The organism is Bacillus sp. FSL R9-9530 (assembly GCF_038008145.1).
Lineage (GTDB): Bacteria > Bacillota > Bacilli > Bacillales > Bacillaceae_G > Bacillus_A > Bacillus_A mycoides.
On sequence record NZ_JBBOYO010000001.1, the window covers coordinates 803207 to 826031 of the forward strand.

The following is a 22825-nucleotide window of genomic DNA, read 5'->3' on the forward strand; positions in this document are numbered from 1 at the left end:
AATGAAAAGTGGAAAGCGTGAGAAGGAGAGGGAAAGGGATGTCGATGCGTTTTACTTTTTGGATTATGGTTGGAATTGTAGCAATCTCAGGTTTGTCACAAGGGATGCTTTTACCGACCATTGCAATGATTTTTGAACAAGAAGGGGTTAGTTCAAGTATTAACGGTATTCATGCGACGGCATTATATATTGGGATATTAGTTATTTCACCGTTTCTTGAAAAACCGATGCAAAAGTTTGGAATGAAGCCAATTATCGTTATTGGTGGGTTTCTCGTTATTATTTCATTATTCTTTTTTACACAAACTTTTTCATTTTGGGTATGGTTCGTTCTTAGATTTCTAGTTGGAGTCGGAGATCATATGCTTCATGTCGGAACACAAACATGGATTACGACAACATCAGACCCGAGTAAAATAGGTAGACAAGTATCGATATACGGTGTATTCTTCGGAATTGGTTTCGCAGTTGGCCCGTATTTAGCAAGCACTGTTCAGTACGGTCTTGCAACACCATTTATCGTATCTACTATACTTTGCTTAATAGGATGGCTTTTACTACTACCAACGAAAAATGCATTTCCAGCACAAGATGAGGCAAAAACTGAAAGTAAATCATCCTTTTCCCGTTATAAACAAGTCGTTGGATTAGCTTGGATTGCGCTAATTGGTCCGCTCGCATACGGCGTACTTGAAGCGATGTTAAATAGTAACTTACCAGTATACGCACTTCGCAAAGGATGGTCTGTATCGGAAGTTTCCTTCTTATTACCAGCATTCGCAGTTGGGGGCATTATTACACAAATCCCGCTCGGTATATTAAGTGATAAATACGGGAGAGACCGTATTTTAACGTGGACGTTCAGTGTAAGTACGGGCATTTTCCTACTTGCAGCAGTATTTGATCAATATTACTGGATCGTCTTTGCATGTATGCTTATAGCAGGTATGGTCATTGGCTCGTGCTTCTCACTAGGGCTTGGATTTATGACAGATTTATTACCGAGACACTTACTACCAGCGGGTAATATATTATCCGGAATCGCCTTTAGTATAGGAAGTATTATGGGACCTGTATTAGGAGGCGTATTTATAGAAAAAATACAGTATACAAGCTTTTTTATTGCGGTTATGATTATAATGGGAATTCTCGCAATGGTATATATGGTCTACATGAAGAATCAATTCGCATCAAGAAAAATAGAAAGTAGGTTAGGGCATGACAAAACAACCTAATAAAAAGAAATTTGAAGTACTCGAAAACGAAACAATTACAGACTGCTTAGCACGTATGGAACAAGAAGGCTATGCACCGTCTCGTCGCATGGAAGAACCAATCTTTCATGAAGTGAAGAAAAACGGCAAAACAGAAGTTGAACCATGCGGTAGAAAAATTGTTTTTGAGGGGAAATTGAAGTAATCAAATAACAGATTTTCTTTTTGATACAGAACAAGCCATCCAATTCATCCTCTATGAATTGGATGGCTTGTTTTTTTACACTTGATCAGTGAAGGAAAATATATTTTCTGGGAAGAACGAAAAGACATGCCCAATTCTTCTAAATCCTGTTTTCTAGACTGTAGCTTCATGTAGAAAACTTTGCAACAGAGCCTTTATTTATTGTTTTTGCTAAAACTTATGTACAATTCACAGTGCGAAACAACACATATAAAATGCCACTTCCTTTTTCATTTCTCCTAATGGGCTTCTTTATATGGATCGCAGAAAATATTGCTACTTTTTTCGTATATTGATAAAATAAGTTCTTGGGTCTTACTCGTTGTTATCAGTATAATGATTGTCGCTCAACTTAAAGAAATTAGTTACACAGATTTCGCACTATCTAAAGAGGGGACGGCAGCGATTCCCTCTTTTTGGAGCCACTCACAAACGTAAAGCAAGAGAGGAGGCTATATGAACTATTCTCCTCTCTTGTTTAGATTAACCAGCTACTACAATTGGAACAGGTATATCAAGTTCAATATCTGGAGGATGTTGATTGGAACCTAGTCGACATCCTGGTGGATAATGTTTTTCTAGCAATCTATCAATTCTGATGGAATCGATAGATTGTTAGAAAGTGGAAAAAAATATCCGTATATTCCGAAGCAGATGTAACAGAGTGTCCTTCCATAATTAAGTGTAAAACCAAAATACGTTGTTTTAAAAAGTTATTTGTTAGAACTGGTTATAAGTAGTAAAACAGAAAAGAGGATTACATGTTACATAATTTACAGAGAAGTAAAAGAATTTTTTTATTATGTCTTATTTTTTTAGTGCTTTTAACCGCGTGTGGTAATACGGATGTTAAGACATCTAAAGCTTCATTACCACCGGCTCAATCAAATATAGATAAATCCTTAAAAGCACCAAATTGGGTAGATAAAAGTCCTATTCAACAATCTCCTAATTTTACGGAAGATAAAAAAGTAAAATCGGTTGTGAATTTAATAGCAACGGGTGATAATTTATACCATGACGCAGTAATTAAAGATGGCAAACAAAAAGACGGTTCATATGATTATAACTATATTTATGAAAATATCAAAAAAGCTGTTAAATCAAGTGATCTTGCTATAGTGAACCAGGAGACCCCGATTGCAGGAAATAATTTAAAAGTACAGGGATATCCTACTTTCAATACACCTGAAGAAGTAGGTCAATCTTTAGTGGATACTGGATTCAATATAGTGACTCAAGCGACAAATCACGCTATGGATATGGGTATTAAAGGTGTTGCGAATACAAGAGAATACTGGAAGAAATATCCGGATGTTATCCCGGTAGGCATTAATGAGAGTCAAAACGAGCGCAATGAAATAAAAACGATTACAAAAAATGGGATTCGTTTTGCATTACTTAATTATACATATGGTACGAATGGAATTAAAATTCCAGCTGATAAGTCTTGGGCATTAAATTTAATTGATAAAAAAGCGATACAAAATGATGTGGAAAAGGCAAAGAGTAGTTCTGATATGGTGATTGTTATGGTGCATTGGGGAGTTGAATATACCTCTACACCTTCAAAACAACAAAAAGAAGTTGCTCAATATTTAACAGATTTAGGTGTAGATGTAGTAATTGGAAATCATCCACATGTAATTCAACCAATTGAGTGGAAACAAAATAAAGATGGACATCAAACGCTAATCTATTATTCTCTTGGAAATCTTATTTCTGCTCAAGAAAAATTAGAAACATTGGTTGGAGGATTATCTTATATACAATTTGTTAAGTATGAAGATAAAACTTTTGGTATACGACAAGCGGCACTCGTACCGACAGTAACCGACTATGCTGATGGTAAGAAACAATTTAAAATTCAATTTTTAAAAGATTATTCGGATGAAAATTCTAAAAATCATGGGATTAAAAAATTTGTAGGTCCCGTTTCTTTGAAGGATTTCAAGGATATTCCTAGAGATGTGTTGGGAAATTGGTATAAAGACTAATAAACAAAAAGGGAATGAGATACAATTAAAAAATTTATAATTTTAGCATTGGTATTGACATTGGGATGGAGCCTTGCTGCTTGTAGTGGAAAACAAACATCTCAGGAAACTACTAATAATAACGATAAAAATAAAAATGAGATAAATGCGAATAAAAAAGATGTTTTACCTATCTCTGATCTTAATGATTGGAGAATTATTCTTGTAAATAGAGAACATATGTTATCAAAGGAACTAGGGATTGAATTAACAAGTATCACTCAAAATGCTAAGCCAAATATGAAAATCGATAGCAGAATTGCAACTTCCTATCAGGATATGGTAACAGCTGCAAAAAAAGAGGGAATCAATCTTTATTTAAGATCAGGTTATCGAGCTATAAAATTACAACAAACTTATTATGATGCTTCAGTTAAAAGCTATAAATCTCAAGGTTTGTCGGATAAAGAGGCTAGTGCTAAGGCATTGGAATATCTTCAGTATCCTGGTGCAAGTGAACATCACACTGGATTAGCATTAGATATTATTTCAGTTGAATGGCAGAATACTGTAGAAGATTTAAATGCAAAATTTGAAACGACTGATGCATTCAAATGGTTAGATAAGAATGCTGCAGAGTATGGGTTTATTCTCCGCTATCCAAAAGATAAAGAGAATATTACTGGCATTAAGTATGAGCCATGGCATTATCGTTATGTAGGAAAAGAAGTTGCTGTTTATCTAAAAGAAAAAGGATTAACTTTAGAAGAGTATTGCGAAAAAATTAATCCTAGCAAGTAAAAATACAATTTGCTTCTATTAAAAAGCCATATCTGGTGGAAGTATTAACCTTCCTCCTAGTATTGCGAAAACGGTGTATGATAATTTGAGCACGTATGAACCAGTTATCGTATGAAAAGATATATGTATCAAGAAATTAAATTTATAAAAGAAGCAGTGAAAAAGGATCTGATATTCATATCAGATTCTTTTTCATTCGTAACATAGAATACTTGCTTACTGTATCTGCTTAACTAGGCTTTAGAGACTGCCTACTTTCCAGATGCTACAATATTAACCTCGCCATCTTTTTTGTTTTGGATGTTAGCTTTTCTTAGCTTGATAGACATGTGGAGGTAGCCCAAACACTGCGATTGGTAGTGTTTTTTATTTGTTAGCATCTTACAAATTTTGTTAAGATGAAATAGTTGGTGTAGGGAAAATATTTTAGGAGCTGAATAGGGTGAAGAGATATTTTGTTAATAATCGACATAAGAAAGTACACATCACAGAATGGGGTAATAAGAAAAATTCGGTTATCTTTTGTTTACATGGGTTAGGTGGCTCTAGTCTTACTTTTATAGAAGTGGCTGACAAACTAAAAGATGAGTATAGATTTGTTACATGTTTTGTGCAACTAACAAATCAGATGATGTTCACTATTGCTTTCATTTCTGCAATAACGAATTCAATAGATGATAGAACGTATATTTGGTATAATTGAAACATACTACTTAAAATGATGCACATGAGTTATAAAATTTATGTAAAGAGGTAAGGACTACATAACAATAACTAAATTTAAAAGTTCTAGTACATATAAGATTCAGTTCATGTTAAGCAAATTCATTATCAGAAAGGAAAAGATGTAATGAATCAAATTTCATTTGAAGATTTATTTGAAGAGGAAAAAGAAACGGTGGAGGTTGCTGAGATACCAGTACCTTTATCGCCATTGCAACAAGATATATTGGGATTATTTAATTCTGAAGAAATAAGTGCACTTGAGCTATGTGAACAATTAGTACGAGCTGGTAAAATACCCGATGAAAGATTCACTACGAATAAGCCGAAAGCATATGGACAAGTATGCTTACTATTAGAAGGTTTTGTTAAAGAAGGAAAGCTGGTTTTTGTCAAAAGTGATGAGAAAAGAGATAGGGTATATAAAGTGAAACTTTAATCAGTGGGGGGCATCCCCACTGATTATTAGCCTACACCAATCGGGCGTTTACGGGCAGCTATTCTCCCACCTAACTTCTTTGCTCCAGCCGAATTTTGAGGTGGGAGTCTTACTGCCCACAAATAGCGGGATAAAATGAAAGAAGAAGTTTCTAACACATAAGTTGTACAGGGGATAGTAAAGAAATAAGGATGAAGCATCATTAAGCATGTAAAGAAAAGTTAAAGTTATGTAGGGACTAGGTTTAAACGGCCTAGTCCCTTATATAAGTGGGAAATGTAAATAATATTTTTTGTTTGGCTTTTTCTTCGCGTTGCCATGTTATCCTTTAATAAAGCGATAAATGAAACTAAAACTTAATCACGTGAGGTTAGTTTTAAATGATAAAGAAATTTACTAGAGTAGTATTAACTGCAGTTATGCCAATCGGTCTTATTACCGGTTGTGGGGCTACTGAAAAAACTGAAGTACAAGAGCCGAAAGCGGTACAAGCGGAGAAAAAGGATTATACGGATTACTCATATGGTAGCAAAGGTATATTAGTAAGCGGCAAAGCGAAAGAACGTCAACAATACGAGATTGGGTATATGGATGATAACAAGTTAATTGGGATCGATGAAAATATTGAGGACTGTATTATTTTAGATAATAAAGATGAAGCAGGTTACATTTGGAAACAAATAGAGCGCGGATCTATTATTGAAGTGCAATACGGTAAGGACCGCAACGACATCGTAGGCGTACAATTAGTAGGAGATCGTGAGCCATACGAAATTAGTGACAAGTTTGATCGAAATACGATAAACGAGATTGTTGGAAAAGTTAAAGGTAATTTGTAATAGATGTATTTTGCTAGTATATGATCTATTATCATGACATGGCGAATCGCATACATAAAATTTGAAATCAACGGCATTTTTAATATGAAAATGCCGTTGATTTATTTTAAAAAGTAAATGGTATTCTATAATCTTGTAGAAAAATACGTATTAAAAAATGCACTAATAAATTATTCCCCTTTTATTTATGACGATCGCCGTAAGGTCATTGCCCAAAATAAAAGAGCACAAGCACTAACGGATGCACCTAATATACAAACTCCGTTCCATCCGTAGCTTGCATAAATGTTTGTGGAAAGAATTGCACCTGTTGCACTGCCGATAGAATAAAAAATCATGTAACTGGCAGTGAGGCGACTTCTCGCTTCTGGACGCACTGTGAAAAGCATACTTTGATTGGTGACATGTACAGCTTGCACAGCTAAATCTAAAAGGATAACACCGATAACTAGTAGGAATAGAGAATGGTTCATTAATTTAATTAGGAGCCATGAAAGTAATAATAAGGATAAGGCTATGCCAGTAGTTCTCTCTCCGAATCCGCGATCAGCAAGTTGTCCGGCTTTAGTGGCAGCTAATGCACCAGCAACTCCAGCAAGACCAAATGCTCCGATAGCTGTATGTGATAGATTATATGGTGCAACACTTAGAGGTAAAACTAATGAAGTCCATAAAATACTGAATGAAGTAAAAATAAGCAATGCTAATATTCCGCGAATACGTAAAATCCTTTCTTCTACAAATAATAAGAGAACAGAACGTAATAATTTACGATAGGTCATAGCTGTTTTTTTATGTTCAAGACTAGGTAAATTACGATATAACAAACCAATTACGAAGAGCATAAGTACAGCAGAGGTGAGATAAACGGAACGCCATCCCGCTAGATCTGTTAATGTTCCGGCAAATGTACGTGCAAGTAGAATTCCTATTACGACACCACTCGTGACGAAACCTACTATTCGCCCACGGTCTTTTGGGTTAGCTAAAATGGATGCGTATGCGACGAGTGTCTGCGTAACAGTCGCAAGAATTCCGACTAAGGCCATACCTATAAAAAGTACGGTACTGGAAGGAGCGACTCCGACCACAATTAAAGCGAAAACGGATAAAAGCATTTGAACAATGATAAGTCTTTTTTGGTTTAACAAATCACCAAGTGGAACTAATAAAAGTAATCCGAGTGCATAACAAACTTGAGTAATCGTAATAACGACACCAATAGTTGAATGGTTGATCTTAAACGCATTTGATAAAGAATCAAGTAGAGGATGAGCGAAGTATATATTCGCCACAGCCATCCCGCAAGCTATTGAAAATAATAGAGTTATATAGCGGGGCATGATTGTATTGATAGGTGATTGGAACTGATCATTATTCTGTGTAAGAGCAGCTGTCATGTTTTCTTTAGTATCCATAATATCATCTCCTTTTGTTATTAAAATAATGTACCGAACGGTATGTTATTTCGTAAGTCAAATATAATCAGGGATAAGTTACTATGTCAAGTGAATTGTAAATTAAATTCAGTTTCTTTTGACATATCATTTATAATTTAATACGATATATAATATACTGATTAGTACATAAAAACGTGATTTATAATTTAGAAAACAGGTGAAAAAAGAGGAGGGGTTAAATGGCTCGACTACGTGAATTTGATAAAGAAAAAGCTTTAGATGCTGCTATGCAACTTTTTTGGGAGAAAGGATACGCTGCTACTTCATTAAGTGATCTAACTGCTAAAATGGAAATACAAAGACCGAGTTTATATGCAGCATTTGGTGATAAAGAAGGGCTATTTGAAGCTGCATTACGGAGATACACGAATTTACACGCAGCTAGCATTCGAACAAAACTTCAAAAAGAACAATCTGTAAAAGAGGCCATTCGTATATTTTTTGAAAATATGGTGGAAGAGGAATATAAAAAAGAATCAAATAAAGGCTGTTTTTGTATTAACACAATGGTTGAGATTGCCCCTCATAATGAAAAATTTGAAGTGCTGACTAGAGAACATCAAATGTATCTTTCAGTTATATTTCAAGAATTAATTACTAAAGGAATTCAGTCTGGAGAACTGCAAAGTGATGTGAATGCTAAAGCATTGGCACAAACGCTAGTCACTTCATTAATTGGATTAACGGTGTTAATGAAATCTCGCCCAGAACGTTCAGTTGTAGATAATACGGTATGTATAATAGTATCGTTATTAAAATAACTTTTGCAAAAATGTATTTCAATTATACGTTTTTTGAATGAGATGCTCATCAGAAGATGGAAACTATAGTGGAAAATAATTAAATTTGATTTTAAAAAAGTCGATTCCTTATTGAGGTAAGAAATCGACTTTTTATAATAGCTTCAGAGTCGAATATACTGTGAAAGTAATAGTGAGAAAAGAAGTAGGCGGCAACTATCGGATCATGAGATAAACTTTTGATTGTTGTAAATGTTTTTGACGGTCTTTGTAATTGGTTGTAAAATAATGTTTGTTAAGGGATTTTGTAGAAAATATTTTTGAAACTACGATTCGTTTGTGGGGGATAGAATGAAAGTATTTATTAGACATCCTATTTAAATACATAGTAGATTCATAGTAATTTAAAACGAATGAGAAGATAAAGGGAGGTTGAGATACTTACACGAAGAGACTGTGTAGGTATCGATTACAGCAATGAATAAGATAATCAAAAAACGAATAATCGCACTATCAACAAGTTTAGTAATTCTAGGAGGACTACCTTTTTCCGCATCAGCCGAAGAGATAAATAAATCTCAAACTGACCAACTTAGTATCGCTCAAGGAGAATATGGAATAAATGGTTTAAGTTATTCGGACTTCAATCTAGAAACTCCAGATCACATGCAAATTAATGAAGCGGAAGTATCAGAGAATGAGAAAATTCTTCTAGAAGAATATAAGCATAAGCATGATGAAACAGAAGAGTTACATAAAATGAAAGAAGCTAAAACAGGTCAAGTAGCGGAAGATGAAGCTATTTCAAACATTGAAAAGGCATTTGAACATGTAGACGGTCGAAATGATGGTTCTACTCGCGAAATGAAGCCGGTTGAAAAGCCAAGAGCTATTCAATATAATGCGTCGATGACTACAAAGAAATATGGAACACTTGCAGGTGTCCCGTTTGTAGAGTGGATTGTTCCAGCCGGAAACCCTGATATTCGCCCTGCCAATCCGATGAAAGCACGTTATATTACAATTCATGAGACTGCAAACACAGCCCGCGGTGCGAATGCTGAAAATCATGCGAAATATTTGTATAAACAAGCAACGGAAGGTACGTTCCGAACTGCTTCATGGCATTTTACAGTAGACGATAAACAAATCTATCAGCACTTACCAACAAATGAAAATGGTTGGCATGCAGGAGATGGTGATGGTTCAGGAAACAGAGAGTCTATCGGTATCGAAATTTCAGTTAACCAAGATGGAGATTATAATAAAGCGTTAGAGAATGCAAAACGACTTGCAGGATACTTAATGAATAAAGAAGGAATTAGCGCGGATCACATTTATAGGCATCAACAATGGAGCGGAAAAAACTGTCCTGATATTTTAATTTCTCGTGGGAATTGGACTGGCTTCGTACAAGGTATTCAATGGTATGCAAATGTTAATGCACAGATTGACTCGCCTTTACAAGAAAGAAACGAGCTATTTGATTCAAATGAATATAATCCAGCTGAACCTAACATGGAGCTTGTAGTGAATGGTGACGGTATAAACGTACGTAGTGGTGCGGACCTTGAGCATCATATTGTTCGTAAAGCTTCAAACGGAGACCGTTACAAAGTGTTAGCAGTTAAAAACGGTTGGTACAAAGTAGGAAGTGGAGAGTGGATTTTCTATAATCCAAGTTGGATTAAAATTAACTATAATGTACCAAAAGAAGAAGTACAAAAGCCAAAAGATGATATTACAGGTGGATGGTTTGAGGGCCATATTCGTAAACTACACAGTCTAGGTATTATGCACGGGGAAGGAAATGGTGTATTTGCGCCTTACCGTAATGTAACGAGAGCGGAGTTTGCGACATTAATCGCAAATGCTCTTCAACTACCAGAAGGAAATAAGTCATTTGTAGATATTAACAAAGCGCATTCATCACTTCATAGCGGTATTAAACGTAGTGCAAGTGCAGGAATTATTAGCGGTCGTGGCGGGGGGATTTTTGACCCGAATGCACCAATCACTCGTGAAGAAGCATCGATCATGATTGACAACGCATTACAGTATAAAGGTGTTACAGGTGAATTAGTCGCATTACCATTTAGGGATAAACATTTGATCACATACAAACAGCCTGTTCAACGATTATACAGCTTACAGGTAGTTACTGGCGTTGGAAATAATGAGTTTAATCCTAAAGGTACAACAACTCGTGGTGAGGCAGCTGCCTTTTTAGTGAAGATGCTGGACTCTATGCATAAATAAATGAATGGTATGTAGAAGTTTGTACTAATGCAAAAAATAGTGATAAGGATTTTAAAGGAGCTATCCAAAATGAGGATTTGGAACAGCTCCTTTTTATTTTAGCCCCTATGAAGCCCCTTCCAAGCCCTTCATAAGCACCTACCAAGTAATAAATCACTAAGAAAAGAAAAAACAAAACAAAAACAACTACAAGAACAAAAAAGCGCGAAAAAATAAAACCGGCGTTGTAGTAGTTAAAAAAATTTGGAATTCAAATGCAAAAAACAAAGCCCTCATTCCTATATGTATATTGAAGGATTGAATTCTGCCTTTTTATGAATAAAAGGAGGAGGTAAATATATGGCGGTGTACCGTAATGTGCAGGTGAACTTTTGGCAAGATGAATTCATATTAGATTTAACGCCAGAGGAGCGTTATTTTTACATATATTTGTTAACTGGTACGAAAACGAAGCAATGTGGAATTTACGTATTACCGAAGCGTGTGGCAGAACTGGAAACAGGCTACAGTATGGAAACTGTTGAGAAGCTGTTAAATAGATTTGTTGAATACGGAAAGATTTTATACGATGCGGAAACGAAAGAGTTATACATACTAAATTGGCTACACTATAACCCTATTTTAAATACAAATGTAGAGAAGTGTGTGTTACGTGAGTTAAAGACTGTAAAAAATAAAGAGTTCATACATATATTTTTACGTAAATGTCTTGAAGAAGAATGCAAGATTCCATTATTACTTCAGTATTTTGGTATGCCAGAGGAAGAGATTGATAGTAATTCACAACAAGTAATTATTCAAGAGAAGGAAGAGGTAGAAAGAGTAGAGGATGCCACTCCGCATAGTGAAGTTTATAAATTTTACGAACAAAACATTAGTAGTCTATCTCCATATATCGCGAAGGAATTAAAGGAATGGATGCAAAGAGTTTCAGGAGATAAAGTACTAGAGGCACTTAAAATTGCGTTTGAAAATAATAAGGGGACACTCGCTTATGTGAAGGGGATTTTGAGGAATTGGTGTAAGAAAGGACGAGTAAGCTTCAATAAAGGAAAGGAAATAGTGCGTAAGAGAGAAGTATTCAGTTTGTATGATCCATAGCATGAGCAAGTAATGATTTCTTCTTTTCTAAAAGGTTCTTTCACAATAGAAGCGAATAGATTGAGAGAGGAGGGATTGTATGGAAGTCGTCATAAAAAAGAAACGAAATAGGGGAAAAAGAATTTTTATTTGGTCTAGTAGTATCGTTCTTTTTTTGTTTATTTGCGCTATGATTTTTTTGAACATATATACGCTTAGTTCTGTGCCAAAGATAGATGGAACGATAAAACTTGAGGATTTACAACATGCTGTTGCGGTGAAACGAGATAGTAAAGGTGTACCACATATTAAAGCGGAAAATGCGCATGATTTATATTTCTCGCAAGGGTATGTACAAGCGCAAGATCGTTTGTTTCAAATGGATTTAAGTAGAAGACAAGCTTCTGGTATGTTAAGTGAAGTTGTAGGGGAAGCAGCTGTTGATCGAGATAAATTGTTTCGAACGCTCGGTTTACGGCGAGCGGCAGAAGCATCTGTTAGTCAATATGATGGGGAAGCGAAATATGCCCTGCAGTCATTTGCTGATGGGGTGAATACTTTTATACGTGAGGCAAAAGAGGAAAAGAAATTGCCGGTTGAGTTTACTATATTAGGATATGAACCTGCTGAATGGTCAATCGTGGATTCTTTAACGATTGGAAAGTATATGGCGTTTGATTTAGGAGGACATTGGCACGGACAAGCATTTCGATATTGGGCGTTGAAAAATCTTCCGGAAGAGCAAGCAAATGAGCTATTTCCTACATATCCGAAAGATGCGCCTAGATTGCTAGCTGAATTGAAAAATACAAATGTGGACGTAGCACAAAGTTTTTCAAAGACAGTTATTCCACCAGAGTTTAACGGTAGTAATAACTGGGTTGTGAGTGGTGAAAAGAGTGTATCTGGTAAGCCAATTTTAGCGGATGATCCTCATTTATCTCTTGCGACACCTTCTATTTGGTATCAATCGCAACTTGAAATGAAAGATTTACATGTGAGTGGCGTTATTTTCGCAGGAGTACCAGGCGTTATATTAGGACACAATGACAAAATAGCATGGGGCGTTACGAATACAGGTCCCGATGTGCAAGATTTGTATATTGAAAAGAGAAATCCTAATAATGAAAATGAATTTTTGTATAACGATAAATGGGAAAAGGCTACGGTTGTTAATGAATCTATTAAAGTAAAAGGCGGGAAAACAATTCCGTATAACGTTACGGTTACGAGGCATGGTCCAGTTATTTCAGAGTTTGCGGATAAGGGGAAAGAGAAAACGAAAACAGTATTCGCTTTGAAATGGACTGCTTTGGAGCCTTCTGCTGAATTAAAGGCTGTATTAAATATGAATAAGGCGAAAGATTGGAATGAGTTTGAAACGGCTCTTCAAGATTTTCATACACCGACTCAAAATTTTGTGTTTGCATCAAACGATGGCACAATTGCTTATAAAGCGAATGGAAATATACCAGTGCGTAAAAAAGGCGATGGTAGTTTGCCTGTGCCAGGATGGACAGATGAATATGAATGGGAAGGGTATATTCCGTTTGATCAACTTCCAAAAGTAATAAATCCAAAACAAGGGTTTATTTCAACTGCAAATAATAAAATCGTTGATGATAATTATCCGTACCATATTAGTAATACGTGGGCGCAGCCATATAGGCAAATGCGTATTCAAGAGTTTTTACAAGAGAAGGAAAAGTATACGGTGAAAGATTTAGAAGATTTACAGATGGATCAAAAAAATTTATATGGGAAAGAGTTTACTCCTATATTGTTAAAAGAGTTAAATAAAGCATCTTTAAATGAAGTAGAGAAAGAAGGCGTAAAACAATTAACAAAGTGGAATTTTTACGATAGTAAAGATGAAGCGGCACCATTAATATTCCACTTGTTAATGAAAGAGATTTCGAATACGCTATTTTCAAAAGAAATACCGAAAGATGTGATGGAGTTATTTGAAGGGAAGTCACAAGTAGTTGATGAATTGATTCGAAAAGAAGTAGCAGGAGAAAATAGCGCTTGGTTTACGAAGTACGGAGGCTTCACGAAAGTTGTGCATACATCGTACGAGAAAGTAATGAAGAAATTACAGAAGGAATATGGACCGAATGTTACGGAGTGGAAGTGGGGCGATTACCATCAACTGGCGTTCACACATCCAATTTCAAAATCATCTAGTATGCTAGCACTATTTGCATTTAATCGTGAAAAACCAATTCCAATCGGCGGAAGCCAAGTTACCGTTCAAGCAGCGAGTTACGGAGATAACGGTATTGTCAATCACGGAGCTTCTTGGCGATTCGTTATTGATACGAAAGATATGTCAAACGGTTATCATATAGTGGGGCCGGGACAATCGGGACATTTTAGAAGCGATTGGTACCATGATCAAATAGATGATTGGGTGAACGGTGAGTATCATACGACTACACTTAATACAGATGGGATAGAAGGGAAGGTGTTAACTTTAGAGCCGAAGTGATAATATTTCCACTGATGAAAACTGTTAAATTAGAACATAACCAAGTTCTTAAATAATTTTAAAAGCCTACTATCAGTTAAATTGATAGTAGGCTATTGTATTTTAGAGAATAAGATTCAATGATTTTATTATGACAAAACAGTAAGTGTTTTAACATTTACTTATACGATAACGGACCTTATTTACTCTGTTACAAAAGAAACCACACAAAGCGTTCTGTTTTTTTGTTACTCATTGGTATACACCGCAAAACATTTTGTTATTCAATAATTCCAATTTCTAGAGCCTTTTGAACAGCTTCTTCTTTGTTACGGACTCCTAGCTTTGTATAAGCTGTGGAAGCATAATTTCTGACCGTACCATTCGATAAATATAACCTTGATGCTATGGTAGTGTATCGAAGTCCTTTTGCTACTAGCTGCAATATTTCTATCTCTCTAGCTGTTAGCTCATAAGCAGTTGCTTTTGATTGTGGTGTCTCGATTTGCTCATCAAACTTCTCGAATATTTTGTGAGACATTCCCTGATCAATCAGTGTCCCACCTTTGTGAATAAGTCGGATCGTATTAGCTAGCTCCAATGTTTCAATAGATTTGAGTAAAAAACCATCCGCACCGTTGCGAAGTGATTCCAACGCCTGTTCGGTATCCTGAAAAGTTGTAAAAATCAATACGCGGATATGTGGCCATTGTTGCTTAATCTTTTTGGTTGCTTCGACTCCATCCATGTGCTGCATATCTAAATCCATAAGTATAACGTGGGGTTGAAGGCGCCCACACAAATCGATGGCTTGATTGCCATCCTCAGCCAAACCGACTACATTTAAATCTTCATATCTATCGAGTAGTGTCCTCAAACTTTCCCGAACAAATGGCTGGTCGTCTACAATTAACAAACGAATAAGTCCATCTTTTATTTCAGTTTGTCGCGGTATGGTACATGTAACAAGCATTCCTTCCTCTGGCTTTGTATATACAGACAATTGACCTTGCAAATTCATTGCCCGTTCTTTCATCGCATTCATACCGAAGCCTTCCTGCCATTCTACATTTCCTTTTCCGTTATCTTGAACTTCTAACCTCGTATATTGTTGTTCAAACTGCAATGAAACTATAATTTCAGTCCCCTGACCATGACGTACTGCATTTGTAAGAGATTCTTGTAAGCAACGAATGAACGCTATCTTCGCTTGCCGAGACAATTGATATTCCTCTCCGTATGCCCGAAAACTTACAGTAACCTGAGCGTGCTCCTGAAATTCGGCTCCAAGATTTTGTAGAGATTGAATTAAGGAGGGCGATTGACACGGAGACTCAATTTGATGTAGGTAACCTCTCACGTCCTCGATGCTTTTACGTCCCATTTCAAGCAGAGAATCTAGCCTCTGTATACCCATTTCAGTAGCAAGTTCGGTGCGCAACGTTTCCATCCCCATAATAATAGAAGTATAAGCGTGACCAACTGTATCATGAAGCTCACCCGACAGTCTGTTTCGTTCCTCTGCCAGTGTTATGCGTTCAATCTGAGACATATATTGCTCAAGTACTGCGTTTTGTTTACGAATTGCTTCATTTTGCTTATGATTGACGATTAATAAATGAAAGGCGAATCCCATTACATAAGCGAATCCATAATAGGTGACCATAACCCAATAGCTATTACTTGGCGCAACCGCATAGAAAATTCCAGTTGTTATAAAAACTGTTGTTGGAGCTGTCCAATAATAGGACAAATGCTTACTATTTGCTGCGATAAGAAATACCGATATAAGAAAGATATTGTAAGCTTCTGGAAATAAAGAGGTTAAGAATATACATAGTCCACCATATAGCAATATTTCTGTGAATAAGTAATATTTATAATTGAATAGTAAGGCTACCCATGGAATAGAGAAGGCAATAATTTCCCAAATAATAATAATCCAAAGTGGTAATGTTAAACCATCCTGGAAATTTAATGTTGCTAGGAGGGTAGACACACTAACAAGTAGACGGATTCCTAACATAATCCAATCATACCAAAACCAATATTTAACCATATCAAACAATTTATTTACCCCCTAAGTAGCCTTCTTTCTCATTTCCTATATTATAGAATAATCCTTCTTATATTGTTATATTTTTAAGTTTAAACTGCCTACTATTCGTAGACTACAAACTTCTATCGATTTAGTTGCTGAATCATACTGCGTGTATAACCTCCAAATTTTTTCGTTAAACCATCTACTATTTTAATACTTATGGCGGTAAACACTATACCGATAGACATTACAAGAAGTGACTTGGGAAAAGTATCTATCTGTATGAAAATAATATTCATATCGATGTATCGATACAATAGTGGTGCTAACAGGAACATAAGTGGCATTACATAAAAAATGATTGCACTAATGAGACTGAAAATGCCAATCACAAATTTCTGCATTAACCAAAAGACAGCAGACCAGGTGTGGCGATCCGTAAGTCCTAATTTTACTTGCGCCCAGTCCGATGTATCCGTTGTTACACTTCTATCGTAAGATTCTGTCGAAATATCAGTATAAATTTTCGTTTGTATGCGCTCAAATTGGATAAAGGGTGTGGTAGTTTGTAGTACGCGTATAACTAATGGAATCCCAACTACCGTAAATGAAAGGGTGAAACTGAATAGCAGAGCTATTAGATAAAAACAAAAATAAAACAAACCTGTAATGAAAGTTAGTAATAAAAAATAACCATTCTGGATGAATCTTGATTTCATAAAGCTCATCGCTCCTATCTATGTAATAAACGAATTATATTGCTTTTTTTGTCATTCTCACTAGTGTAAAAGTGTCATATGACATCTCTAAATGATGCTAAAAAGGGGAGAGTAACCTACTTCTGGTTAAAAAAGATGCTTATATTAATCTCCATAAAACAATCCCGTTCTTGCAGATGCAAGAACGGGATTGTTTTGTACTTTTATTTAATATGAGATGGACTTGTTTTTCGAATGTGAAAAATAATATCAAATTGCTCAAGCAATGAAGTATCAAAGTATAAAGAACTGCCCGGGAGGAGTTGTCCCCCTATACTTAGTAATGGCCTTTTTGCTTTAACCCATTTCTCTGCTTGTCCTTTAAGGTGACGGTTATCCAATAAAAACATTTTATATGGTACTTTTCCGAGGGTATAATTGAAACTATTTACATCTTGTGGAATCGTACCCGTTGTAATCTTACCTCCGGTGGAAGGATCATATTCGCTGTATAAGGTAAAATTCCCCTCCGTAGTTGTACTACCAATTGTGACATAATTATTGTCTAAACGTTCCTTCAAAAACTGCCCCGCAGCATAAGGGTATAATTCCTCATCGATAATTTCTTTAGCTATATGAATATTGTGTCCCCATACCATAGTTTTACCACCCAATGCCTCTTGTGCCCACATTGCATGATCGGCCATGTATTGCTCGTGTAGCTTTATTACATTTGGGTAGTCATTAGAAAGCAGCATTGTGGTAAATTTCTCTATTGCACTTGCCGTTGCTTTCGCCCAGATGTACTCGGGTGAAACTATTTCTGTGTTGGCTTGCTCATTCTCATCTTTCAGTAATCGGGCTACTCTCTCAGCGTTTGCTTTGAACTTCTCTTTCATTTCAGGAGCAAGTTTCATATATTCCTGTATACTTCCAGTAAAAGACGGCAATTCTTTATAATTTTCTTCTACTTCTGCCAGCAAATCTGGTCGATGCAGCCTTACATAATCAATTACTTTATTAAAGCTACCTTGGTCCAACTCCTTTAAGTCGAGCCCAATAAATTGGATCTTTTTTTTATTGGATGGATCAGCATTATAATCTTTCATCCACTCAATCATGGCTATAATTTCATCAGTAGGATATAACAATTTTAAAAATTCCCTAGGGTTTCCTTTTCCTGTTTGGATATATTCATTTAGCTTTAAGCCGTTTCCCCAATCTTCTTCCATTGCGAAATTCGTAAAACCCATCTCAGTAACCAAATATTTCACAAGTCGAAACTTCATAGTGAAAATTTCAGAGCTTCCATGAGTATTCTCTCCTAATCCTACATATTGTGCACTCCCAATCATTTTCTTAAGTGGTTTTAAATCCTCAAATGATTTTGACGGTTCTATCGTTTTTAATGGGTAAGCCTGTGATTGTATTGATTTAACTATATTTTTTTGGATTGATTGACCTGAATTTTCGACTGCTACTGTTTGAGCGTTTCCTACTTCTCCACATCCTGTGACTAATAAAGCTGTACTAACCATTGCAATTATTCTTTTCTTATTCATTTTTTTCCACCTCAATTGAATTGTTTTAAAAGCGAGATTGATTCATGTACTTGCACGAATCAATTGCCTTAATTCAATTGTTATCTATCCCATATCATATTTTCTAGTTACATATTGTCATAAGGTTAATTGACACAGGTCATAGACTAATCATTACACTTTTGTACTATCGGCTATGACAACTTATAAATAATAATTACATTGATGAGTCGCAAGTAAGACTAGATTATAAATTTGGGAGGGATTTTAAAGATGAATTAATCTGTATGCCAAAATATTTTTATTCTAAGTTGTGTCTGTGGAAATGACAAGAAGTAAATTCGATAAACAAGTGAATTAAAGGGGAAGGGCGGATTACAATGATATTACACGCAAAATCGTTCCACAATAAAGATAAAATCCAACGTGCTAAAATAGGACTGCAACTCTTTCTGAGTATCTTAATCATTACTTCTATTATCCTAAATGTAGTAGTAATAATTACTAAAAGTATGCCGCTTATTGTGGTATATATGTTTATCCCAGCATTTTCTTCTATTTTGACTCGCATAATACTGAAAGAAGGGTTTAAAGATGTATCTTTTAGTCTCGGTAACTTAAAGATATGGAAGGGGATTGGTTTTGCTCTGCTAATACCTATGATTATTTGTGGAATTACTTATTCTATCGCCTGGTTGAGCGGGATTGCGGGGTTTCAGCATCCCGAAGGTGGTATGTTAGAACCAATCTACAATATACTTGGGCTTCAGTATCTAACGGCACCATTCAGTTTCATTTATCTAGTAGTATTGAGCGGCATTTTAGGGAGTTTGCTTAACTTAATCCCAGTTTTGGGAGAAGAAATGGGTTGGCGAGGTTATATGCTCACAAGGCTAGTCGATGCAGAGTTTTCACGGCCCATCCTTATTAGTGGATTGATTTGGGCAACGTGGCATGTTCCAATTGTTATTGCTGGTCTATATGTAGAGGGAACATCTGTCGTTCTTTCAGTACTTGGTATCTATCTTTGTATTGTACCATTTGGTTATATTACAGCTTATTTACGACTTATCACAGGTAGCATTTGGCCTTCGGTTATCATCCATACTACTTGGAATGCCATTATTCAAGGACCTTTCGCACGTGCAAGTACAGGGTATCAAACTGAGATTTGGATTGGAGAATCTGGCTTGATAACCGCCCTTATTATCTTGATTACGGCAATAATTGTGTCTCGGATAATAAGATTTACTAAATATTGATTTTTCACATAAATTTTTAAAAAATGATTGTTAATCAGAAAAAACGGACTCTCAGATTGCTTTTTAAGGGTTTTTAGCGGTCGTGTGAATGTCATATGTATCGATAAGGATTAAATTTCACACGATTGAAAACAGGGTGTTTAAACGTTATTTTGTTTTTATTCGTAATTTTAAATCTGAAATACTGAAGCCAATGTAATACAATTTCATTGGCTTCAGTATTTTGATTCTTAACTAAAAATAGAGTGGAAAATTAAGGGTGTCATATATATTAATTAAAAGTAGCATACAAAGAATGCTTAAGTGACATTTCTTTTGTTATAGAATAAACAAATCCTGATATTGCAGTAACTATTATTTTGAGGTCAATTTACTGTGAAATAAGTGTCTAATGTCTACTATTAATTTGGATCTATGTGACTGCACCTCTTAATTAGAGGTGTTGTTTTTGTTAAGTAATAGCCATTGTACTTAGAAAATAAATAATATGTTTATGTGATGGAGTAATAAAGCTAGGTAGCATAAAGATTGATACTACAAAGATTAACAACATATAAAAAAATATTTATATGTTGTGTCACCGCTGCTATCCCTAATAATTTTTGAATCTATTTATTTCTTCCGCTTTTGCGGAAACTAAAACTAATGTTGCGACCAGTAATATAGTGCCAATTAGATAAAAATAGTTGGCACTATATCGTCAGTATTTTTAATATTCCATTCGCTTTTTGTGTTTTCTATTTTTATTTTTGTACTGATGATAAGACCTTTCCCTCAATTAGATCTTTAAATAACGTAGACCTATTTGGTGCTTGAATTTCTTCCAACGTGAATTTTCCGAAGCACAGTGGTTCAGAAATAGCTTTATCATTTTCATCTGCTGTTAAATTTTCGACTTCTTTATTATCTTTGTCAAAAATTTGGAATACAGCAGTTTATCAGTTTTATATTCGAATTTGCAGCATCCACTTTTTTAATCTCAGTTTGTCCAAGTGATTGAATTTTTGGCTGTTAGTTCTTACGGTGATACAGTATCTCCTTGGACTTTCACTGTATTTTTAATCTTTTTTCCAGCTTGTCCCTCGCATGGAGTACCATTGTATGCCACTCTGTATGTGTCACATCCCAAAATTCTTCGTTTTCTTTTCCTACATTAAATTTACTTTTGTCTGTATCGAATTGTATCTGTCACTGTTTAGCCTACTATTTGTAATGTACCTGGGGCATATTCTAGTTCGTCTGGCAATGTATCCGCAAAGGCTAGATTTTTCGCAGGATTAGCAAGAAGCTATTACTTACTAGAGTTGTATACTCCAATCATCCCTTGTTTCTGTATTTTGTAGGTTCTTCACTGTTTTCCCAAGTTCTATGATTAGATCTTGGAGAATTAAGAAACGACCTCAGCTCATTTCATTGTCGTTTAGAAAATTATAAGAAAAGAATCTATTTCTTTCACACTTTTCCTAACTACTCTGATATTTAGATGCTACTTACAAATAAATAATATATGATTTTCATAAAAAAAATATAGTAATATTTTGTCGTGAATTGTACTAATTTGATATTTTATAGTAATATTTTGTCGTGAGTTATACCTGACGGAAAATAATTTATGAATTTATACAGGAACGATGTAAAAATTTATCAGTAATCTAATTAAGAGGAGAAGGTAATGAATAATTCAATCGATATACAACACTTGTGTGATCTCGCACATAAAGCCTTTAATGTACCTGTTCACATTTTATCCACAGACAAAAAAATCTTATATCATTCTAATTCTGAGGATATTTGTAGTCCTTTTTATTCTTCTAAAGAAGAATATCTTAGTGACATTTATCAAGAAAATGATCCCTATAATTTGCCCCTTTTCAGATGTAACAGTTATCTTGAAAATTTCATCCTAATTCATATAGAAAATCATGATTATATAAAAGGGACTATAATAATTGGCCCCACTATACATCCAAAGGGATCGGATGATGTAACCTTTAAACTTCGAAAAGAATTTAACTCAAATGATAATATTCAAGAAAGACTAACCTATTTTCAATCCCTACCTGAGGTTAAAAAAACTTCTTTAATTGATATGGGAATTTTATTGCATTACATGATTTTCAATGAAAAGTTAGATGTTGATATTGTGGTAGAAAAAAATAAAGTGTTAGAGGAAGTTCCCTATAAAATTGTGAAACCTGATCTATATATTTTAAAACGTCAACAAAATAAACCAAAAACTCACAACATGGCATTAGTACATAATTATTTTTCAGCAATCAAAGAGGGAAATAAAAAGAAGTTGTTGCAATATATGTATGCAGTTTCGCAGGAAGATACGGAATTAATTTTAACAGCGGATCCACTCAGAAACCAAAAAAACCATGGGATTATTGCGATTACTTTAGCAACTCGATATGCGATAGAAGGTAATCTCCCACCAGACATTGCTTTTGCTCTTAGTATTTTGTATATCCAAACCATGGAACAACTAGAGAACGTGGACTCTGTAAGGCGATTGTCAGGAGATGCTTTACGTACTTTTGCAGATCGGGTGAAAGAATTCAATGCGCAAAAATTTTCAAATGCGGTTACTACATGTATGAATCATATTAGTAAAAATGTTTACGATGGAATATCTCTCAATGAACTCGCTAATCATTTGGATATTACCCCTACTTATTTATCTAAATTATTTAAAAAAGAAGTGGGGATTCCTTTAAGTGAATTTATTCAAAGGGAACGAGTGGAAGAAGCAAAAAAATTATTAACACTCACTACATATCCACTATCAGATATTTGTGCCTGGCTTAATTTTAACGACCAAAGTTATTTTACAAGGGTTTTCAAAAAATCAACTAACATGACACCTAGACAGTATCGTGAAAAATATACCGTAATATAAGCTTAGTATCAGTTTCTTGTGAAAAAACTTTAATATACGCGCAAGTAAATCTAAAACTTGAGCATACTGTTTCTTTTACTCTAGAAAGGGTATGTGATTGATCTAGAAAAGGAATATGTATTCAAATAGATCTTGA

17 protein-coding genes and 2 pseudogenes are annotated in these 22825 nt (G+C 35.0%); 14 read left to right on the forward strand and 5 right to left on the reverse strand.

From position 1 onward, the window contains the following. Positions 1 to 38: 38 nt before the first annotated feature. The 8 genes and pseudogenes from MKX66_RS03915 (at position 39) to MKX66_RS03950 (ending at position 6236) form a co-directional block, all read left to right on the forward strand. The gene (locus MKX66_RS03915) at positions 39 to 1235 is read left to right on the forward strand and encodes an MFS transporter (protein ID WP_002142467.1); all 1197 of its coding nucleotides are present in this window, start codon (positions 39 to 41) and stop codon (positions 1233 to 1235) included. Continuing rightward, on the forward strand, positions 1219 to 1419 hold the full coding sequence (locus MKX66_RS03920) for an NETI motif-containing protein (protein WP_000166305.1): 201 nt from the start codon (positions 1219 to 1221) through the stop codon (positions 1417 to 1419). Before MKX66_RS03915 ends, MKX66_RS03920 begins: the two co-directional genes overlap by 17 nt. Before the next feature lie 194 nt (positions 1420 to 1613). Next, positions 1614 to 1896 (forward strand): annotated as a pseudogene (locus MKX66_RS03925) (DUF817 family protein); the annotation flags it as partial. A gap of 323 nt (positions 1897 to 2219) precedes the next feature. Continuing rightward, on the forward strand, positions 2220 to 3455 hold the full coding sequence (locus MKX66_RS03930) for a CapA family protein (RefSeq protein ID WP_063218236.1): 1236 nt from the start codon (positions 2220 to 2222) through the stop codon (positions 3453 to 3455). Positions 3456 to 3503: 48 nt separating this feature from the next. Beyond that, entirely contained in the window at positions 3504 to 4235 is a 732-nt protein-coding gene (locus MKX66_RS03935) for a M15 family metallopeptidase (RefSeq protein WP_033709263.1), read from the forward strand. A gap of 442 nt (positions 4236 to 4677) precedes the next feature. After that, positions 4678 to 4839, forward strand: a pseudogene (locus MKX66_RS03940) (alpha/beta fold hydrolase); the annotation flags it as partial. A 246-nt stretch (positions 4840 to 5085) separates the two neighbouring features. Then, positions 5086 to 5397, forward strand: coding sequence for a DUF3895 domain-containing protein (locus tag MKX66_RS03945; protein WP_002190151.1), 312 nt, complete (start codon positions 5086 to 5088; stop codon positions 5395 to 5397). A 380-nt stretch (positions 5398 to 5777) separates the two neighbouring features. Beyond that, a complete protein-coding gene (locus MKX66_RS03950) occupies positions 5778 to 6236 on the forward strand; it encodes a hypothetical protein (RefSeq protein ID WP_002190150.1) in 459 nt (152 codons plus the stop codon). Between the two features lie 185 nt (positions 6237 to 6421). Here MKX66_RS03950 and MKX66_RS03955 read toward each other — a convergent pair whose 3' ends face one another. Next, positions 6422 to 7654, reverse strand: coding sequence for an MFS transporter (locus tag MKX66_RS03955; protein WP_341085569.1), 1233 nt, complete (start codon positions 7652 to 7654; stop codon positions 6422 to 6424). Between the two features lie 221 nt (positions 7655 to 7875). Between MKX66_RS03955 and MKX66_RS03960 the strand changes: the two genes are divergently transcribed. From MKX66_RS03960 to MKX66_RS03975, 4 genes are all read left to right on the forward strand, one after another. Continuing rightward, positions 7876 to 8457 (forward strand): TetR/AcrR family transcriptional regulator, encoded by a 582-nt coding sequence (locus MKX66_RS03960; RefSeq protein WP_326996229.1) that lies wholly within the window; start codon positions 7876 to 7878, stop codon positions 8455 to 8457. 456 nt (positions 8458 to 8913) lie between these two features. Then, the gene (locus MKX66_RS03965; RefSeq protein WP_326996230.1) at positions 8914 to 10695 is read left to right on the forward strand and encodes an S-layer homology domain-containing protein; all 1782 of its coding nucleotides are present in this window, start codon (positions 8914 to 8916) and stop codon (positions 10693 to 10695) included. A 339-nt stretch (positions 10696 to 11034) separates the two neighbouring features. Then, positions 11035 to 11796, forward strand: coding sequence for a DnaD domain-containing protein (locus tag MKX66_RS03970; protein WP_016101038.1), 762 nt, complete (start codon positions 11035 to 11037; stop codon positions 11794 to 11796). A 79-nt stretch (positions 11797 to 11875) separates the two neighbouring features. Beyond that, positions 11876 to 14266 (forward strand): penicillin acylase family protein, encoded by a 2391-nt coding sequence (locus tag MKX66_RS03975; protein WP_326996231.1) that lies wholly within the window; start codon positions 11876 to 11878, stop codon positions 14264 to 14266. A 259-nt stretch (positions 14267 to 14525) separates the two neighbouring features. Here MKX66_RS03975 and MKX66_RS03980 read toward each other — a convergent pair whose 3' ends face one another. The 3 genes from MKX66_RS03980 to MKX66_RS03990 all read right to left on the reverse strand — a co-directional run bounded on the left by MKX66_RS03980 (position 14526) and on the right by MKX66_RS03990 (position 18546). Continuing rightward, complete coding sequence (locus MKX66_RS03980) at positions 14526 to 16313, reverse strand: helix-turn-helix transcriptional regulator (RefSeq protein ID WP_012261258.1); 1788 nt, start codon at positions 16311 to 16313, stop codon at positions 14526 to 14528. Positions 16314 to 16426: 113 nt separating this feature from the next. Next, positions 16427 to 17005 carry a sensor domain-containing protein gene (locus MKX66_RS03985; protein ID WP_002084562.1) on the reverse strand — a complete coding sequence of 193 codons (579 nt, stop codon included), beginning with the start codon at positions 17003 to 17005 and terminating at the stop codon, positions 16427 to 16429. A 203-nt stretch (positions 17006 to 17208) separates the two neighbouring features. Next, complete coding sequence (locus MKX66_RS03990) at positions 17209 to 18546, reverse strand: erythromycin esterase family protein (protein WP_113769937.1); 1338 nt, start codon at positions 18544 to 18546, stop codon at positions 17209 to 17211. A gap of 359 nt (positions 18547 to 18905) precedes the next feature. Between MKX66_RS03990 and MKX66_RS03995 the strand changes: the two genes are divergently transcribed. After that, positions 18906 to 19787 (forward strand): CPBP family intramembrane glutamic endopeptidase, encoded by an 882-nt coding sequence (locus MKX66_RS03995; protein ID WP_193653686.1) that lies wholly within the window; start codon positions 18906 to 18908, stop codon positions 19785 to 19787. Between the two features lie 743 nt (positions 19788 to 20530). On the opposite strand, the gene MKX66_RS30815 is transcribed toward MKX66_RS03995, so the two are convergent. After that, positions 20531 to 20707 (reverse strand): SpaA isopeptide-forming pilin-related protein, encoded by a 177-nt coding sequence (locus MKX66_RS30815; RefSeq protein WP_157835323.1) that lies wholly within the window; start codon positions 20705 to 20707, stop codon positions 20531 to 20533. 752 nt (positions 20708 to 21459) lie between these two features. Here MKX66_RS30815 and MKX66_RS04000 point away from each other — a divergent pair. Then, positions 21460 to 22689: a helix-turn-helix domain-containing protein gene (locus MKX66_RS04000; RefSeq protein WP_088063998.1), complete on the forward strand. Its 1230-nt coding sequence runs from the start codon at positions 21460 to 21462 to the stop codon at positions 22687 to 22689. Positions 22690 to 22825: the final 136 nt, after the last annotated feature.

Excerpts from the sequence above, each read along its gene's own strand:
- MKX66_RS03915 (WP_002142467.1), top strand. The coding sequence starts at position 39 with ATGTCGATGCGTTTTACTTTTTGGATTATGGTTGGAATTGTAGCAATC.
- MKX66_RS03920 (WP_000166305.1), top strand. The coding sequence starts at position 1,219 with ATGACAAAACAACCTAATAAAAAGAAATTTGAAGTACTCGAAAACGAA.
- MKX66_RS03930 (WP_063218236.1), top strand. The coding sequence starts at position 2,220 with ATGTTACATAATTTACAGAGAAGTAAAAGAATTTTTTTATTATGTCTT.
- MKX66_RS03945 (WP_002190151.1), top strand. The coding sequence starts at position 5,086 with ATGAATCAAATTTCATTTGAAGATTTATTTGAAGAGGAAAAAGAAACG.
- MKX66_RS03950 (WP_002190150.1), top strand. The coding sequence starts at position 5,778 with ATGATAAAGAAATTTACTAGAGTAGTATTAACTGCAGTTATGCCAATC.
- MKX66_RS03955 (WP_341085569.1), bottom strand. The coding sequence starts at position 7,654 with ATGGATACTAAAGAAAACATGACAGCTGCTCTTACACAGAATAATGAT.
- MKX66_RS03960 (WP_326996229.1), top strand. The coding sequence starts at position 7,876 with ATGGCTCGACTACGTGAATTTGATAAAGAAAAAGCTTTAGATGCTGCT.
- MKX66_RS03965 (WP_326996230.1), top strand. The coding sequence starts at position 8,914 with ATGAATAAGATAATCAAAAAACGAATAATCGCACTATCAACAAGTTTA.
- MKX66_RS03970 (WP_016101038.1), top strand. The coding sequence starts at position 11,035 with ATGGCGGTGTACCGTAATGTGCAGGTGAACTTTTGGCAAGATGAATTC.
- MKX66_RS03975 (WP_326996231.1), top strand. The coding sequence starts at position 11,876 with ATGGAAGTCGTCATAAAAAAGAAACGAAATAGGGGAAAAAGAATTTTT.
- MKX66_RS03985 (WP_002084562.1), bottom strand. The coding sequence starts at position 17,005 with ATGAAATCAAGATTCATCCAGAATGGTTATTTTTTATTACTAACTTTC.
- MKX66_RS03990 (WP_113769937.1), bottom strand. The coding sequence starts at position 18,546 with ATGAATAAGAAAAGAATAATTGCAATGGTTAGTACAGCTTTATTAGTC.
- MKX66_RS03995 (WP_193653686.1), top strand. The coding sequence starts at position 18,906 with ATGATATTACACGCAAAATCGTTCCACAATAAAGATAAAATCCAACGT.
- MKX66_RS04000 (WP_088063998.1), top strand. The coding sequence starts at position 21,460 with ATGAATAATTCAATCGATATACAACACTTGTGTGATCTCGCACATAAA.